This window comes from Microvirga sesbaniae (assembly GCF_025460805.1).
Classification (GTDB): Bacteria; Pseudomonadota; Alphaproteobacteria; order Rhizobiales; family Beijerinckiaceae; genus Microvirga; species Microvirga sesbaniae.
On sequence record NZ_JAMXFJ010000001.1, the window covers coordinates 77703 to 91998 of the forward strand.

Below are 14296 nucleotides of genomic sequence, written 5' to 3' on the forward strand. Positions count from 1 at the left end.
CCAAGCGTTCAAACGGGGACTGGCCTGCTTCCGGCGGGCCGACGGAGAACCGCATGACGCAGGCGAGTCGGAAGACGGACGGTCTGTCTCCTGCCGTTACGGCAGAACAACCGGTTGCCTTCATCGAAAACCCGAACGGGCGGTCGCCCATTCTGCTCATCTGCGAACATGCCTCCAATCACCTTCCGGCCCGCTACGGGACGCTGGGCCTCCAGCCCTCCGATCTCGAAAGCCACATCGCCTGGGATCCGGGCGCGCTCGGGGTGGCGATGGAGCTTTCGCGGCTCCTCGACGCGCCGCTGATCCACGCAGGCGTCTCGCGCCTCGTGCTCGATCTCAACCGCGATCCCTCCGCGCCGGATTCGATCTGGACGCTCAGCGAACGCACCACGATCCCTGGCAATCTCGATCTCGACGAGGCGGAGCGGGCGGTCCGGGTGCGGGAGGTGTACGACGCCTTCCACGGCGTGGTCGACGCCGCCGTGAAGGCCCGCACGGCCGCAGGACAACTGGCCGCCATCGTGTCCATCCACTCGTTCACGCCGGTCTATCGGGACGTGCCGCGCCCCTGGCAGATCGGCCTGATCTTCGATCGCGACGAGCGTTATGCGCGCAGCGTCGAAGCAGGATTGAGGCAGGACCGGTCGCTCATCGTCGGCATGAACGAACCCTATTCTCCAGCGGACCGGGTGTTCCACACCCTGGAGCGACACGCCGTGAGGCGAGGCCTCCATCCGCTGATGATCGAAATCCGCAACGACCTGATCCGCACACAAGACGGACAGGCGTCGTGGGCTCGCCGTCTGGCGCCGCTTTTGAGGGAGGGGGCACGGACGCTCTGATGACGGGCATGGCGCGAAATGTGCCGTGACCCGAAAGGCAGAACTTCTTGGAGGATCAACTCGATGTCAGTCGGACAAGGAAGCACCGGGGTTCACGCCCCACCGGCCGGCGTGCAGGGTGCCGCGGGCATTACCTACACGACGGTGGATGAGAGCTATTTCGAGGCACGGCGCCTCAAGCGCCACGCCCGCGTCTGGTCGCTTTGGGCGCTCGGCGTCGGGGCGGTGATCTCGGGCCATTATTCAGGCTGGAATCTCGGCCTCGCCAACGGCTTCGGGTCGATGTTCTTCGCCACCATCGTCATCGCGGTCATGTATCTTGGCCTGACCTTCTCGCTGGCCGAGATGTCGCCGGCGCTTCCGCATACCGGCGGCGCCTATTCCTTCGCGCGGACTTCGATGGGCCCCTGGGCGGGCTATGTCACGGGCATCGCGGAGAACATCGAGTTCGTCCTGACGCCGGCCGTGATCGTGTTCTTCATCGGCTCGTACCTGTCGGCGATCTTCGAGACCGCGCCGGCCTTCCAGCCGGTCTACTGGGTGCTGTGCTACGCCCTGTTCGTCGGCCTCAACATCATCGGGGTGGAACTGTCGTTCAAGGTCACCGTGACCGTCACCCTGGCGGCGCTCGCGGTGCTCGCGTTCTTCTACGTGTCGGTGCTGCTCTCCGGCCAGTTCGACTTCGCCCGCTGGGCGCTGAACATCGGCCCCGATGGTGCGGAGCTTCCCGGCGGCAACGGCCCGTTCCTGCCGAACGGCGCTGTCGGCATCCTGGCCTCGCTGCCTTTCGCCGTGTGGCTGTTCCTCGCCATCGAGCAACTCCCCCTCGCGGCGGAGGAATCGCATGACCCGCAGCGGGACATGCCCAAGGGCATCATCGCGGGGATCCTGACCCTGATCGCCTCCGCGTTCCTCGTGCTGTTCCTGAACACGGGCATCGCTCCGGGCGCGGTGGGGCTCGGCAAGTCCGGCGAGCCGCTGCTCGACGGGTTCCGGACCCTGTTCGGCACGGATATCGCGAAGATCCTGGCGGCCATCGCGGTGATCGGGCTCATCGCCTCCTTCCACACCATCATCTTCGCCTTCGGGCGGCAGATCTACTCGCTGTCGCGGGCAGGCTACTTTCCGAGCTTCCTGTCCGTCACGCACGGAGAGCGCAAGACCCCGCATGTGGCCCTGGTGGCGGGAGCGGTGATCGGCCTTCTCGTCATGCTGGTCATCTGGTTCTCGGTCGGCGCCGAAGCCGGCGCCACGGTCATCGGCGGGACGCTGCTCAACATGGCGGTGGCGGGAGCGATGCTGGCCTATTTCATGCAGGGCATGTCCTACATCGTGCTCAAGAGGAAGTTCCCGCACCTGCACCGGCCCTATACGAGCCCGTTCGGCATCGCGGGCGCGGTGATCTGCATGGCCATCGCCGCGGTGACGCTCGTCTTCCAGCTGACCGACCCGGTGTTCCGGGCCGGCGTGACCGGCGTGGCCATCTACTATGTGGTGATGATGGCCTATTTCCTCCTGATCGGGCGCCACAAGCTCATCCTCTCGCCCGAGGAGGAGTTCGCACTCACCAAGGGTGAGAGCGAATACAGGACGCACTGACGCCACAAGGGAGCGCGCGTCGTGCGCGCTCCCATCCCTTTCAGGTCAAGGTTCTTCGTATGGACGCTCCCACGATCAAGAATGCCGCGGATGCGGTGGAATATGTGCGCAGCCGCGATCTTCGCTTCGTGAAGGTCGGGGTGACCGACGTCGACGGCATCATGCGCGGCAAGTACATGGCCCGCGACAAGTTCGAATCCGCGCTCGAGAAGGGTTTCGGCTTCTGCGACGTGGTGCTGGGCTGGGATTCCAACGATCAGCTCTACGACAACACCAGGCTGACCGGCTGGCACACGGCCTATCCGGACGCGCCAGTCCGGGTGTTGCCGGAGACGATGCGGCTGATCCCCTTCGAGAATGATCTGCCGTTCTTCCTCGCCGAGTTCGACGGCTATGCGGAACAGGCTTGCCCGCGCGGGGTGCTGCGGCGGGTCCTGAAGCGGGCGGAAGCGATGGGCTTTGCCGTGTCGGCCGCGGCCGAGTTCGAGTTCTTCCTGTTCGAGGAAACGCCGCACTCCGTAAGGGAGAAGGATTACAGGAACCTCAAGAACATCACGCCGGGCTTCTTCGGATATTCCGTGCTTCGCTCAGGCGTCCATGCGGATTTCTACCACGAGCTCCTCGACCTTGCGAACAGGATGGATTTCGAGATCGAGGGCCTCCATACCGAGACGGGGCCGGGCGTTCTGGAGGCCGCGATCCGCGTCGACGATGCCTTGAAGGCAGCCGACAAGGCGGCGCTGTTCAAGACCTACACCAAGATCCTGGCGCAGCGCCGTGGCTGGATGGCGACCTTCATGGCGAAGTGGTCGCGCGACTGGCCCGGGCAATCCGGCCACCTGCATACGTCCCTGCGCGATCTGCGGTCCGGCAAGGGCGCGTTCTACGATCCGTCCGGACAGCATAACATGTCCGAGACCATGCGCTGGTTCGTCGGCGGCCAGCAGGCGCTGATGCCGGAGATCCTGGCCATGGTGGCCTGCACGGTGAACAGCTACACGCGGCTCATCCCGGGCTTCTGGGCGCCGACCGACTCCGCCTGGGGGGTCGAGAACCGCACCACGGCGCTGCGGGTCATCCCCGGATCGGAGAAATCGCAGCGGGTGGAATACCGAGTCGCCGCCGCCGACATCAACCCGTATATCGCCCTGGCGGCGGCCATCGGGTCCGGCCTTTGGGGCATCGAAAACCGGATCGATCCTGGAGAACCCATCGAGGGCAACGCCTATGCGGTCGAGCATCCGAAGGAGCGGGCCCTGCCGCGGTCCCTCGGCGAGGCCGCCGAGCGTCTGAAGGGGTCCAAGGCGGCGCGGGAGCTTTTCGGCGACACGTTCGTCGACCATTATGCGGCCACCCGTGAATGGGAGGAGCGCGAGGCCCGCAAGGCCATCACCGACTGGCAACTCGCCCGCTACTTCGAGATCATCTAGGGCATTCTTCGGCGAAGTGGATCCGGTTCGCCGTCAAAGATGCGGCAAGCCAAAGAAGAGAGATGATTCCACGTTCGCGGAAACAGCTCTCGAGCATCGGACCCAAAAGTGGACCCACTTTTGGGATCGGATCCGATGCTCTCTTCCTTAAGCGGCGCATCGTTCGGGGCGGAAAACCGGGTCCACTTTTCCGCACGATGCGCTAGAAGACTATCCCGGTTCAACCCACAGGAGACGGCCATGATTCCCAGGGATCATGGTCATTCAGGCATATGATCATGGCCGATACCGATATCGTCTGCATTTCCCCGATTGACGGGCGCGAGCTCGTCCGCCGCCCCATCCTGACCGAGGCTGCGATCGAGGCTGCCCTTGCCTCGGCGCGCGAGGCGCAGAAGGGGTGGCGCAACACCTCCATGGCCGAGCGCGCGCAAAAGGTCTCCGCCTTTCTCGACGCGCTGCTCGCCATGAACCAGGAGGCAGTGCCCGAGCTTGCCCAGCAGATGGGACGCCCGGTGCGGTATGGGGGCGAGTTCCGTGGCGTCGAGGAGCGTGCGCGCCACATGATCGGCATCGCGGAGAAGAGCCTCGAGCCCATTCCGGCCGATGACGAGAAGCCGGGTTTCCGCCGCATGATCAAACGGGAGCCGGTGGGGCTCGTCCTGGTCGTCGCGCCCTGGAACTATCCGTATCTTACCGCCATCAACACCATCGTGCCGGCGCTGATGGCCGGCAACGCGGTGCTGCTCAAGCACGCCTCCCAGACGGTTCTTGCGGGCGAACGGTTCCAGACGGCCATGGACCGGGCGGGAATGCCGAACGGTCTGTTCCAGAACCTGTATCTGAGCCACGACCAGACGAGCCGCATCCTGGGCGCAGGTCTCGTCGATCACTGCAACTTCACCGGGTCGGTCTCGGGTGGCCGCGCCATCGAGCGGGCGGCGGCGGGCAGCTTCACGTCGCTCGGCCTCGAGCTCGGCGGCAAGGATCCGGCCTATGTGCGCGAGGATGCCAACATCGATCACGCCATCGAGAATCTGGTCGACGGCGCCTTCTTCAACTCGGGCCAGTGCTGCTGCGGCATCGAGCGCATCTATGTGCACGAGCGGCATTACGAGCGCTTCGTGGAAGGCGCGGTCGATCTGGTGAACCGGTACGTGCTCGGCAACCCGCTCGACGAGGCGACGACGCTGGGCCCGATGGCGCACAAGCGCTTCGCCGACCTCGTGCGCCACCAGAATGCTGAGGCCGTCGCAAAGGGCGCGAGGGCGCATATCGACACCCGGCGCTTCGGGGCGGATGTGGGCGACACGGCCTATCTGGCCCCGCAGGTGCTGACGAACGTCGACCACTCCATGAGCGTGATGCGCGACGAAAGCTTCGGCCCGACGGTCGGCATCATGAAGGTGAAGGACGACGAGGAGGCGATCCGCCTCATGAACGACTCGCCCTACGGCCTCTCCGCGGCGATCTGGACATCCGATGTCGATGCCGCCGAGACGATCGGCGAGCGGCTCGAGACCGGCACCGTCTTCATGAACCGCTGCGACTATCTCGATCCCGCTCTCGCGTGGACCGGCGTCAAGGACACAGGCCGTGGTGCGAGCCTGTCGAAGCTGGCCTATGAATCGCTCACCCGCCCGAAATCCTATCACCTCCGTCAGATCTGATTGAAACCGTCATGACCGCATCTCCCCGCTCCAACTGGAACTACCCCACCGCCGTGCGCTTCGGCGCAGGTCGCGTCGCGGAACTGGCCGAAGCCTGCAAGGCGTCGGGAATCTCGGCCCCGCTCATCGTCACGGACCCGTTCCTCGCCACCCAGCCCATGACGAAGGCGACGCTCGACCAGCTCACGGGCGCCGGCCTGAGGGCGGCGATCTTTTCGGACATCAAGCCGAATCCGGTCGAGACCAATGTCTACAAGGGGCTCGAGGTCCTGCGATCGGGCAAGCACGACGGGGTCGTCGCCTTCGGCGGAGGCTCGGCGCTCGATGCCGGCAAGGTCATCGCCTTCATGGCGGGCCAGACGCGGCCCATGTGGGACTTCGAAGACATCGGCGATTGGTGGACCCGCGCCGATCCCAAGGGCATCCTGCCGATCATCGCCGTGCCGACGACCGCCGGCACCGGCTCGGAGGTCGGCCGGGCCGGCGTGATCACCCAGGAAGCGACGCATACCAAGAAGGTGATCTTCCATCCGCTCATGATGCCGAAGATCGTGATCTGCGATCCGGAGCTGACGGTGGGAATGCCGCCGCACATCACGGCCGGCACCGGCCTCGATGCGCTGGCTCACTGCCTCGAGGCCTATTGCGCGCCGGGCTATCACCCGATGGCCGACGGCATTGCCGTCGAGGGCATCCGCCTCGTGAAGGAGTACCTGCCGCGCGCCTACAAGGACGGCCGGGACATCGAGGCCCGCGCGCAGATGATGTCCGCCGCCGCCATGGGGGCGACCGCGTTCCAGAAGGGGCTCGGCGCGATCCACGCCCTCTCGCATCCGACCGGCGCGCTCTACGACACCCATCACGGCCTGACCAACGCGGTCTTCATGCCCTATGTGCTGGTCTACAACCGCAAGGCCATCGAGGCCCGGATCGAGCGCCTCGCCGCCTATATCGGCCTCGAGCCGTCGTTCCAGGCCTTCTTCGATTGGGTCCTGCAGCTGCGCAGGGATCTCGGGGTGCCGCACACCCTAGAGGGGCTGAAGGTCGATGCGGCCCGGTTCGACGAGATGTCCGAGATGGCGCCGAACGATCCGACCGCCGGCGGCAATCCGGTGCCGATCACCCGGGAGAGCGCCCGCAGGCTCTTCGAAGATGCGCTCACCGGACGTCTCTGATCGCCTTGACGGCTGACGGACGCACGGAGGCACCGCCGTGGACGACAGCGGTGCCTCCTGGATCGGCAAGGACGATCAGGCGGCTTCGGCCTTGCGCTCCAGAGAAGCCTTGTGCTTGGAGCGGACACCCTCCAGGGCCTTGGTCCAGACATGGAGCTCATCGAGCATGGCCGCAGCCGAGGTCCTGTAGATCTCGGCGGGCTTCAGCTTTCCGTTCTCGAGGTTCTGGAACACCATCGGCATCGGGACGCCTTCCGTGATCGGCATCACCTTGAAGGTGGTCAGGATCTGCTTCGTCATCTGGACGGCGCGCAGACCACCCGAGATGCCGCCATAGCTCACGAAGCCGGCCGGGGTGTATTGCCATTCCGCCACGAGATAGTTGAGGGCGTTCAACAGCGAGGGAGGAGGGCCGAAATTGTACTCGGGCGTTACGAAGACAAAGGCGTCCGCTTCGGCCACGCTGTCGCTCCAGGCCTTGGTATGTGCATGGTGGTAATTGCGCAGGCGGGGATGCTCAGGCTCGTTGAAGATCGGCAGGTTGAAATCGGCCAGATCGACCAGAACCGGATCGAAACTGCCGTGCTCTTCGGCGAAATCGCGGAACCATTCGGCGATGCTCGGACCGATCCGGCCCGGACGCGTGCTGGCGATGATAATGTGAAGCTTGGGCTTCATGGGATGTCCTTGGTTTGCATTCGAGGGCCGGAGCTCTTAAGTTCCGTTTTGTAACCGAGGCTCATTAAGTAACTTCCTGAGCGCCGCGCAAGGAGGCACTTTCATGTCACCCAGTCACATCCATGTGCCCACCAATTGCCGGACCGTGACCGAAATCCTGTCGCGCGTCGGCGACAAGTGGAGCGTGCAGGTCGTGGTCCAGATGGGCGAAGGACCCAAGAGATTCAACGAGTTGCGCCGCCTGGTCACGGGCATTTCCCAGCGCATGCTCACCTTGACCCTGCGCGGATTGGAGCGGGACGGGCTCGTGACGCGCACCGTCTACCCGACCATTCCGCCCCGGGTGGATTACCAACTCACAGAGCTGGGCTGCTCCCTGCTCAGGACTGTGCGGGGCCTCGGCGAATGGGCGATCCAGAACCGGGACGAGATCCTGGCAGCGCGCCGACGCTTCGATGAGGGCGATGCCGGGTCTGATTCCAACGAGCTGCGGCCCGACGCCGCCTGAGGCATCTAGAGCATCGGACGGACCCAGAGGGCCGCGTCAGCGAAAAGTGGCCCCGGTTTTCGCTGGCGCGGCCCGCTGGGTCCGTCCTGACCGATGCTCTCATTCAAGAAGAAAGCATCGGATGGATCCCAAAAGTGCAAGTCCACTTTTCACGTCCGATGCTTTAGGCCGCGACCCTGTGCTCCAGAATCTCCCACAGGGCCCGGTCGTGGAAGGTCACGATGGCGCCATCGGCGCCGATCTCCCTCATCTCGCCAGCGGTCAGGCCCGTCAGGACCCCGAAGGAGAAGAGGCCTGCGGCCTTGGCGGCCCGCATGCCTGACGGGGAATCCTCGAAGGCGACGGCCTCCTCGGCCCGGATGCCGAGGCGCTCCAGCGCCGTCAGATAAGGCAGGGGATCGGGCTTGCCGCGCTCGACCTCCTCGATGGTGATCTCGACCTTGAACCGGCCCGCCAGTCCCAAGGCTTCGAGCATGTGATCCGCATTGAGCCGCGGCGCGTTGGTGACGAGAGCGATCTGGATCTGGCGCTCCTCGGCCCAGTCGAGGAGTTCGAGAAGCCCGTCCAGCGGCTTGAGGTTCGATGCCATGCGACGGAAGGTGGCCTCCTTCTCGTCGGCATAGGTCTCGTGCTGCTCCACCGGCAGGTGCGGCAGGAGGGACGCGAAGATCGCCTCGTTGGTGCGCCCGATGATCTTGGAGCGGTAGACGTCCTCGGTGATGTCGACGCCCTCGGCCTTCAGAACCTCGGCGAAGGCTTCCAGATGCACGGGGTCGCTGTGCACCAATGTTCCATCCATATCGAAGATCAGAGCTTTCAGCATCGGGACATCTCTCAACAGAATCGGGTCTCGGGGCGAGGGAATAGACCGCTTCGTCCCGGATGGCACCCCGTTGGAATTGCAACCCTGCTCTATAGATAATCAGGGAGTCGATAAACCCCATAAAACGTGACCCGACCGATGGTTCGCATTCCATTCCGCCCATCCGACGAGACCTGCCGATGGGGATAAGAGACAGGCTGAGGCTTCTCTATGAGGGTGATACTCAGGAAGCGCATCAGTTCCGGTATGCTCTCCTGGTCTTCGACGTGGCGACGATCCTGTTCATCGTCGTCACGTCCTTCCTGCCACGCTCGCCCGCCTTCGAGTGGATGGATGTGATCATCGGGTTGATCGTTCTGGCTGACTTCTCTGCCCGCCTGGCCATCAGCCGGACGCCCTGGCGGGACCTGGCTCATCCCGCGACCCTGGCGGATATCGCCGCGATCGTGTCCTTTCTCGCGCCTGTCGTGGGAGAGGGAATCGGGTTCCTGCGGATCCTGCGCACCCTGCGCCTGCTGCGCACCTATCAGCTGCTCGCCCGCCTGAGGTCCGACAGCGTCTTCTTCCGGCGCAACGAAGACCTGATCATCGCCTCGGTCAATCTCGGCGTCTTCATCTTCGTCATGACGGGCTTCGTCTACGAGACGCAGCGCTGGACGAATGCGAAGATCGGCAACTACATCGACGCGCTGTATTTCACGATCGCGGCGCTCACCACGACCGGGTTCGGCGACATCACGTTGACCGGAACGCTGGGGCATCTGATTTCGGTCATCATCATGATCTTCGGCGTCACGCTCTTCCTGCGGTTGGTGCAGGTGCTGCTGAGACCCGACAAGGTGCGGTTTCCCTGTCCGGTCTGCGCCCTGCAGCGCCATGACCGGGATGCGGTGCATTGCAAGGCCTGCGGCACAGTCCTCGACATTCCCGATGAAGGAGCGATCTGAAATCCTCAAGAGTTCGGGATGATGGCGAGACCGCGCTGTGGCGTGAAGGCGATCGACACCGGCGTGCCCGTCATGATCGGCTCCTTGCGCCCATACTGGACCACGAACAGGTTCCCGATCGGGCTCTCCACTTCGTATTCCACCTGCGTGCCGAGATAGGATGCCTTGCGAACCGTGCCGGACAGGGCGCCGGTTGCCCCTTCGTCGAGCAGGATCGCATCGGGTCGGACCGCGAGTTTGACCGGCCCCGGCCCGGCATTCCGATGCGGGAGCTGAAGAGGGACATTGCCGACATTCACCTGTGCGGTCGATCCGGTGACGCCCACGATCTCACCCGGGATGATGTTGGCATCGCCGATGAAATCGGCGACGAACAGGTTTGCCGGCTCCTCGTAGAGTTCGCGCGGCGTTCCGGTCTGGGCGATCCGGGCGTTCGACATGACGATGATGTGGTCGGAGACGGCAAGCGCCTCCTCCTGGTCGTGGGTCACGTAGGCCACGGTGAGGTTGAGGCTCTGCTGAAGCTCGCGGATATCCTCGCGTACGCGCCGGCGCAGCTTGGCGTCGAGGTTCGACAGAGGCTCGTCGAAGAGCAGAACCTGCGGCTCGAGAACGAGCGCCCGTGCGACCGCGACCCGCTGCTGCTGCCCGCCGGAGAGTTCGGACGGAGCGCGCTTCTCGAGTCCCTTGAGGCCGATCAGCGCGAGCTTCTCCATGGCCATCTCGATCGCGTCCCTCTTCGGCACGCCCTGAACGGACGGCCCATAGGCGACGTTCTCCAGCACCGACATGTGCGGAAAGAGCGCGTAGGACTGGAACACCATGCTCACGTCCCTGTCGGCCGCGGACAGGTTCGTCACGTCGCGTCCGCCGATCAGAATCTGGCCTTCGCTCGCCATCTCGAGCCCCGCGATCATGCGCAGGGTCGTGGTCTTGCCGCAGCCGGACGGGCCGAGAAGGGTCACGAGCTGGCCCGGCTCGATGGTGAAGGAGACGTCGTCGACGGCGGTGACGCTGCCGTAGCGCTTCGTCACATTGCGGAACTGCACCGATGCCGCCTGCTTCTTGGAGGCTGCCGGGCGGGACAGGGAATGGATAGAAGGCATGTTGTTCATGGGATCGCCTGCACGGCTACGGGAGAGGGAGCAGCGCTCGCGCTGCGGCGTCCGAGGCGCCGCTCGCCGACCGCGAGCTGGATTGCCACGATGGCGACCAGCATCACGAGGATGAGCACCGTGGAGTAGGCGATCGCAAGGCCGAACTCGCCGGCCTCGACCCGGCCGACGATATAGGTCGTCGCCATGTTGTATTCGGCGGTGACGAGGAAGATCACGGCACTGACGGCCGTCATGGCGCGCACGAAGGAATAGACCAGGGACGCGACAATCGCCGGACGCAGCAGCGGCAGCACCACGCGGCGCATGGTGGTCGACGAGCCGGCTCCCAGCGTCAGCGATGCTTCGTCGAGGCTCTTGTCGATCTGGCTCAGGGTCGCGATCCCGGAGCGCACGCCGACCGGCATGTTGCGGAACACGAAGCACATCACGAGGATGAACCCGGTTCCGGTGATCTCGATGGGCGGCACGTTGAAGGCGAGGATGTAGGATACGCCCACGACGGTGCCGGGAATGGCGAAGCTCAACAGCGTGCCGAACTCGAAGGCGCGCTGACCGGAGAAGCGCTGGCGCGTGAGGAGATAAGCGGTGAGCAGGCCGATGGCCGCTGTGAGCGGTGCCGAGAGCGCAGCCACCTTCACGGTCGCAAAGAACGAGTCCCAGGCGGAGCCGGAAAAGTAGAGGCCCGAGCCCGAGCGCTCCACCCGGAAGGCCGTGAGGAAATGCTCGAAGGTTGGCGTGTAGTCGCGGCCCATCGACCGCACGAAGGCGCCGACCAGGATGATCGCATAAACGGCAACCGTGAAGATCGCCCAAGGCAATGCGGTGAGATAGGAGGCCAGCGCGACCCGCCGCGGAAGCGGCAGGGGAATGCCGGCGTCACCTTTGCCGGTGACGGTCGTGTAGACCTTCTTGCCGAGCCAGGCGTGCTGGAGCCAGAAGGCCCCGAGGGTGAAGGCGAGCAGGATGATGGACAAGACGGCCGCGCGGCCCTGGTCCTGCTGCGCGCCGACGACGGCAAAGAAGATCTTGGTCGAAAGCACCTCGTAATTCCCGCCGAGCACCAACGGGTTGCCGAAATCGGCCAGGCTCTCGACGAATCCGAGCAGGAAGGCGTTTGCGAGACCCGGACGCATGAGGGGGAGCGTCACGGTCCAGAACGTCGTCCAGCTCTTCGCGCGCAGGGTCTGCGAGGCTTCCTCGAGGGTCGGGCTGATGCCTTGCACCACGCCGATCAGGACGAGGAATGCGATGGGCGTGAAGGCGAGAAGCTGCGCAATCAGCACGCCGGGCAATCCATAGATCCAGCGGGACCGCGGCACGCCGAACCAGTCCCACAGGACAGCCGACAGCGCGCCCGACCGGCCGAAGAGCAGGATCAGGGCGAGGCCGATCACGAAGGGTGGCGTAATGATGGGCAGAACGCTCATCACGCGGAGGAGCTTCTTGAACCGGAAATCCGTGCGCGTGGCGATCAGCGCGAAGGCAAGGCCGAGGGCGGTGGTGCCCACGCCGACGAGCAGACCCAGGAACAGGGTGTTCCAGGCGACGCCGCAGCGCAGGTCGCTCGACAGGCAGTCGAGCCCCCAGATCGACCGATCCAGGAACTTCACCAGGAACTCGTACGGGGCGAAGTTGCCGTCATTGTCGGCAAAGGCACTCGCAAGAATGGTGGTGACCGGGAAGAAGACGAACACGACGATCAGCGCGATGACGACGCCGATCGACGAGGTGACGAACGCATCGCCCCGGCACCAGCCGCGTGCAGCAAGACCATGGCAAAGGATGATGAGGAAGGCGGTCGCGGTCAAAGCCGCGCCATAGCCCATCCCGGCCTGGCTCGGCCCCGGCGCGCCGAAGGAGGCCCTCAGGATGTCGAAGGTCCAGCCGTTGAGACCGATGGCGAAGCCCTGAAGGATGACGAGGGCGAGGCCCAGAAGTCCGGAAGCGATGAGCCAGCCGCCATTGGTCTGCGCCAAGGGGCGGATCACGGGAACAAGGCCCAGACATAAAGGGATCAGGATCGGCAGAAGCCACCACGCGCCCTTGATGCCGTGGATCAAAGCCGACCCGCTGACGAAATAATCCGCAAGGGTCGGTACGGCTGTGCGGTCGAACCCGTACCAGGGCAGGAGGGCAAAGCCGACCCAGCCCAGAACGATCCAGCCAAGGGTTGCCCGTGACATCTTCTGTTCTCGCTTCGAGGCCGATGCCGAACCCGGCCTTCATGATTCCGGTGTCGATGGGCCTTGGCGAAGCGGACGTCCGCGTGGGCCACGGCCCGGTGAAGCCCCCCCCTCTTTCTTGCGGGGCGGCTGGGGCGCTGGGCCGTCGCGGCCCCCCGCGCCCCCAAGGCCCGTTTCAAGCCCCAGCTATTTCGGGAGGTTCTTCACTTCGTTGTCCCACTTGGACAGGAGGCGCTTGCGCTCGGCTGACGAGCCGTATTTCGCGAAATCGAAGTTGATCAGCTTGATGTCGCTGAGCTTGGGAGCCTGCGGCGGAACCGGCGTGCTCTTGTTCGACGGCACCTGGTAGGACTTGGCTTCCGCGCCGAGCTTCTGGGCATCCGCGGTGAGCGCCCAATCATAGAATTTCTTGGCGTTGTCCAGGTTCTTGGCCCCCTTGATGATCGACATGGAGCCGATCTCGTAGCCCGTGCCTTCGCAGGGGGCGACCACCTTCACGGGGGCCTTGTCGACCACCATCGTGACGATGTCGTGCATGAAAGCAATGCCCGCCGTCGTCTCGCCGAGCGCCATGGCCTTGGCCGGGGCGGCGCCCGACTTGGTATATTGATTGACGTTCTTGTGCAGGGCTTTCAGGTACTCGAAGCCTTTGTCCTCGCCCATGATCTGCACGATGGTGGCGAGCAGCGTATAGGCGGTGCCGGAGGAGTTCGGATCGGCAACCTGCACCTCGTCCTTCAACTCGGGCTTCAGCAGATCCGCCCAGCATTTCGGCTCGCCGATCTTGTTCGACGCTGCGAGTTCCGTGTTGTAGCCGAAGCCGAGAGCACCGGAATAGATGCCGACGGTGCGCCCCTTGGACTGCTCCCACTGGCGCACAGCCCAGTCCTGCAAGTCGCCCATTTTCGGCGACTTGTACTCTTCGGTGATGCCTTCCTCGGCAGCCTGCATATGCGGATCGCCCGTGCCGCCCCACCAGATGTCCGCGCGGGGATTGGCCGCCTCGGCCTTGACCTGGGCGTAGACCTCGCCCGCACTCTTGCGGGTCATGGAAACCTTGATGCCCGTCTCGCGCTCGAAAGCGGTCGTCATGGCCCGGCACCATTCCTCCTGCACGCCGCAATACATGACCAGCGCGCCCTGCGCCTGAGCCGTTCCGGCGGACACGAAGGACAGGGCCGTCATGGTCCCCGCCAGCATGGTTGCCGCAACGAGATTCTTCTTAGCGTTCATTCTATCCTCCCGTGATGCCGTTCTTGTTTTTGGTTGGTCGGCTAAGCTCCCTCCATTGTGGCGGCGGGTCAAGTGCCTGGCCGGCGCTCC

At 64.6% G+C, this 14296-nt stretch carries 12 protein-coding genes; 7 read left to right on the plus strand and 5 right to left on the minus strand.

The window, feature by feature from the left end; all coding sequences use genetic code 11:
• The first annotated feature begins 53 nt into the window (after positions 1-53).
• From OCW50_RS00340 to OCW50_RS00360, 5 genes are all read left to right on the plus strand, one after another.
• Positions 54-842: an N-formylglutamate amidohydrolase gene (locus OCW50_RS00340; RefSeq protein ID WP_262268102.1), complete on the plus strand. Its 789-nt coding sequence runs from the start codon at positions 54-56 to the stop codon at positions 840-842.
• A gap of 63 nt (positions 843-905) precedes the next feature.
• Complete coding sequence (locus OCW50_RS00345) at positions 906-2441, plus strand: amino acid permease (RefSeq protein WP_262268103.1); 1536 nt, start codon at positions 906-908, stop codon at positions 2439-2441.
• Between the two features lie 59 nt (positions 2442-2500).
• Positions 2501-3871, plus strand: a complete 1371-nt coding sequence (locus OCW50_RS00350; RefSeq protein WP_262268104.1) for a glutamine synthetase family protein — start codon at positions 2501-2503, stop codon at positions 3869-3871.
• A gap of 278 nt (positions 3872-4149) precedes the next feature.
• Entirely contained in the window at positions 4150-5541 is a 1392-nt protein-coding gene (locus tag OCW50_RS00355; protein ID WP_262296047.1) for an aldehyde dehydrogenase family protein, read from the plus strand.
• Positions 5542-5552: 11 nt separating this feature from the next.
• The gene (locus OCW50_RS00360) at positions 5553-6716 is read left to right on the plus strand and encodes an iron-containing alcohol dehydrogenase (protein WP_262296048.1); all 1164 of its coding nucleotides are present in this window, start codon (positions 5553-5555) and stop codon (positions 6714-6716) included.
• Positions 6717-6791: 75 nt separating this feature from the next.
• Here the strand turns inward: OCW50_RS00360 and OCW50_RS00365 are convergent, their stop codons facing one another.
• Complete coding sequence (locus OCW50_RS00365; RefSeq protein WP_262268107.1) at positions 6792-7394, minus strand: NADPH-dependent FMN reductase; 603 nt, start codon at positions 7392-7394, stop codon at positions 6792-6794.
• 103 nt (positions 7395-7497) lie between these two features.
• Here OCW50_RS00365 and OCW50_RS00370 point away from each other — a divergent pair, with 103 nt between their 5' ends.
• Positions 7498-7902 (plus strand): winged helix-turn-helix transcriptional regulator, encoded by a 405-nt coding sequence (locus OCW50_RS00370; RefSeq protein WP_262268108.1) that lies wholly within the window; start codon positions 7498-7500, stop codon positions 7900-7902.
• Positions 7903-8065: 163 nt separating this feature from the next.
• On the opposite strand, the gene OCW50_RS00375 is transcribed toward OCW50_RS00370, so the two are convergent.
• Positions 8066-8725, minus strand: coding sequence for an HAD family hydrolase (locus OCW50_RS00375; protein ID WP_262296049.1), 660 nt, complete (start codon positions 8723-8725; stop codon positions 8066-8068).
• Positions 8726-8904: 179 nt separating this feature from the next.
• Between OCW50_RS00375 and OCW50_RS00380 the strand changes: the two genes are divergently transcribed.
• On the plus strand, positions 8905-9672 hold the full coding sequence (locus tag OCW50_RS00380; protein WP_262268110.1) for a potassium channel family protein: 768 nt from the start codon (positions 8905-8907) through the stop codon (positions 9670-9672).
• Positions 9673-9677: 5 nt separating this feature from the next.
• Here the strand turns inward: OCW50_RS00380 and OCW50_RS00385 are convergent, their stop codons facing one another.
• The 3 genes from OCW50_RS00385 to OCW50_RS00395 all read right to left on the minus strand — a co-directional run bounded on the left by OCW50_RS00385 (position 9678) and on the right by OCW50_RS00395 (position 14206).
• Entirely contained in the window at positions 9678-10778 is a 1101-nt protein-coding gene (locus OCW50_RS00385) for an ABC transporter ATP-binding protein (RefSeq protein ID WP_262296334.1), read from the minus strand.
• A gap of 5 nt (positions 10779-10783) precedes the next feature.
• On the minus strand, positions 10784-12973 hold the full coding sequence (locus OCW50_RS00390; protein WP_262296050.1) for an ABC transporter permease: 2190 nt from the start codon (positions 12971-12973) through the stop codon (positions 10784-10786).
• Between the two features lie 186 nt (positions 12974-13159).
• On the minus strand, positions 13160-14206 hold the full coding sequence (locus OCW50_RS00395) for an ABC transporter substrate-binding protein (RefSeq protein WP_262296051.1): 1047 nt from the start codon (positions 14204-14206) through the stop codon (positions 13160-13162).
• Positions 14207-14296: the final 90 nt, after the last annotated feature.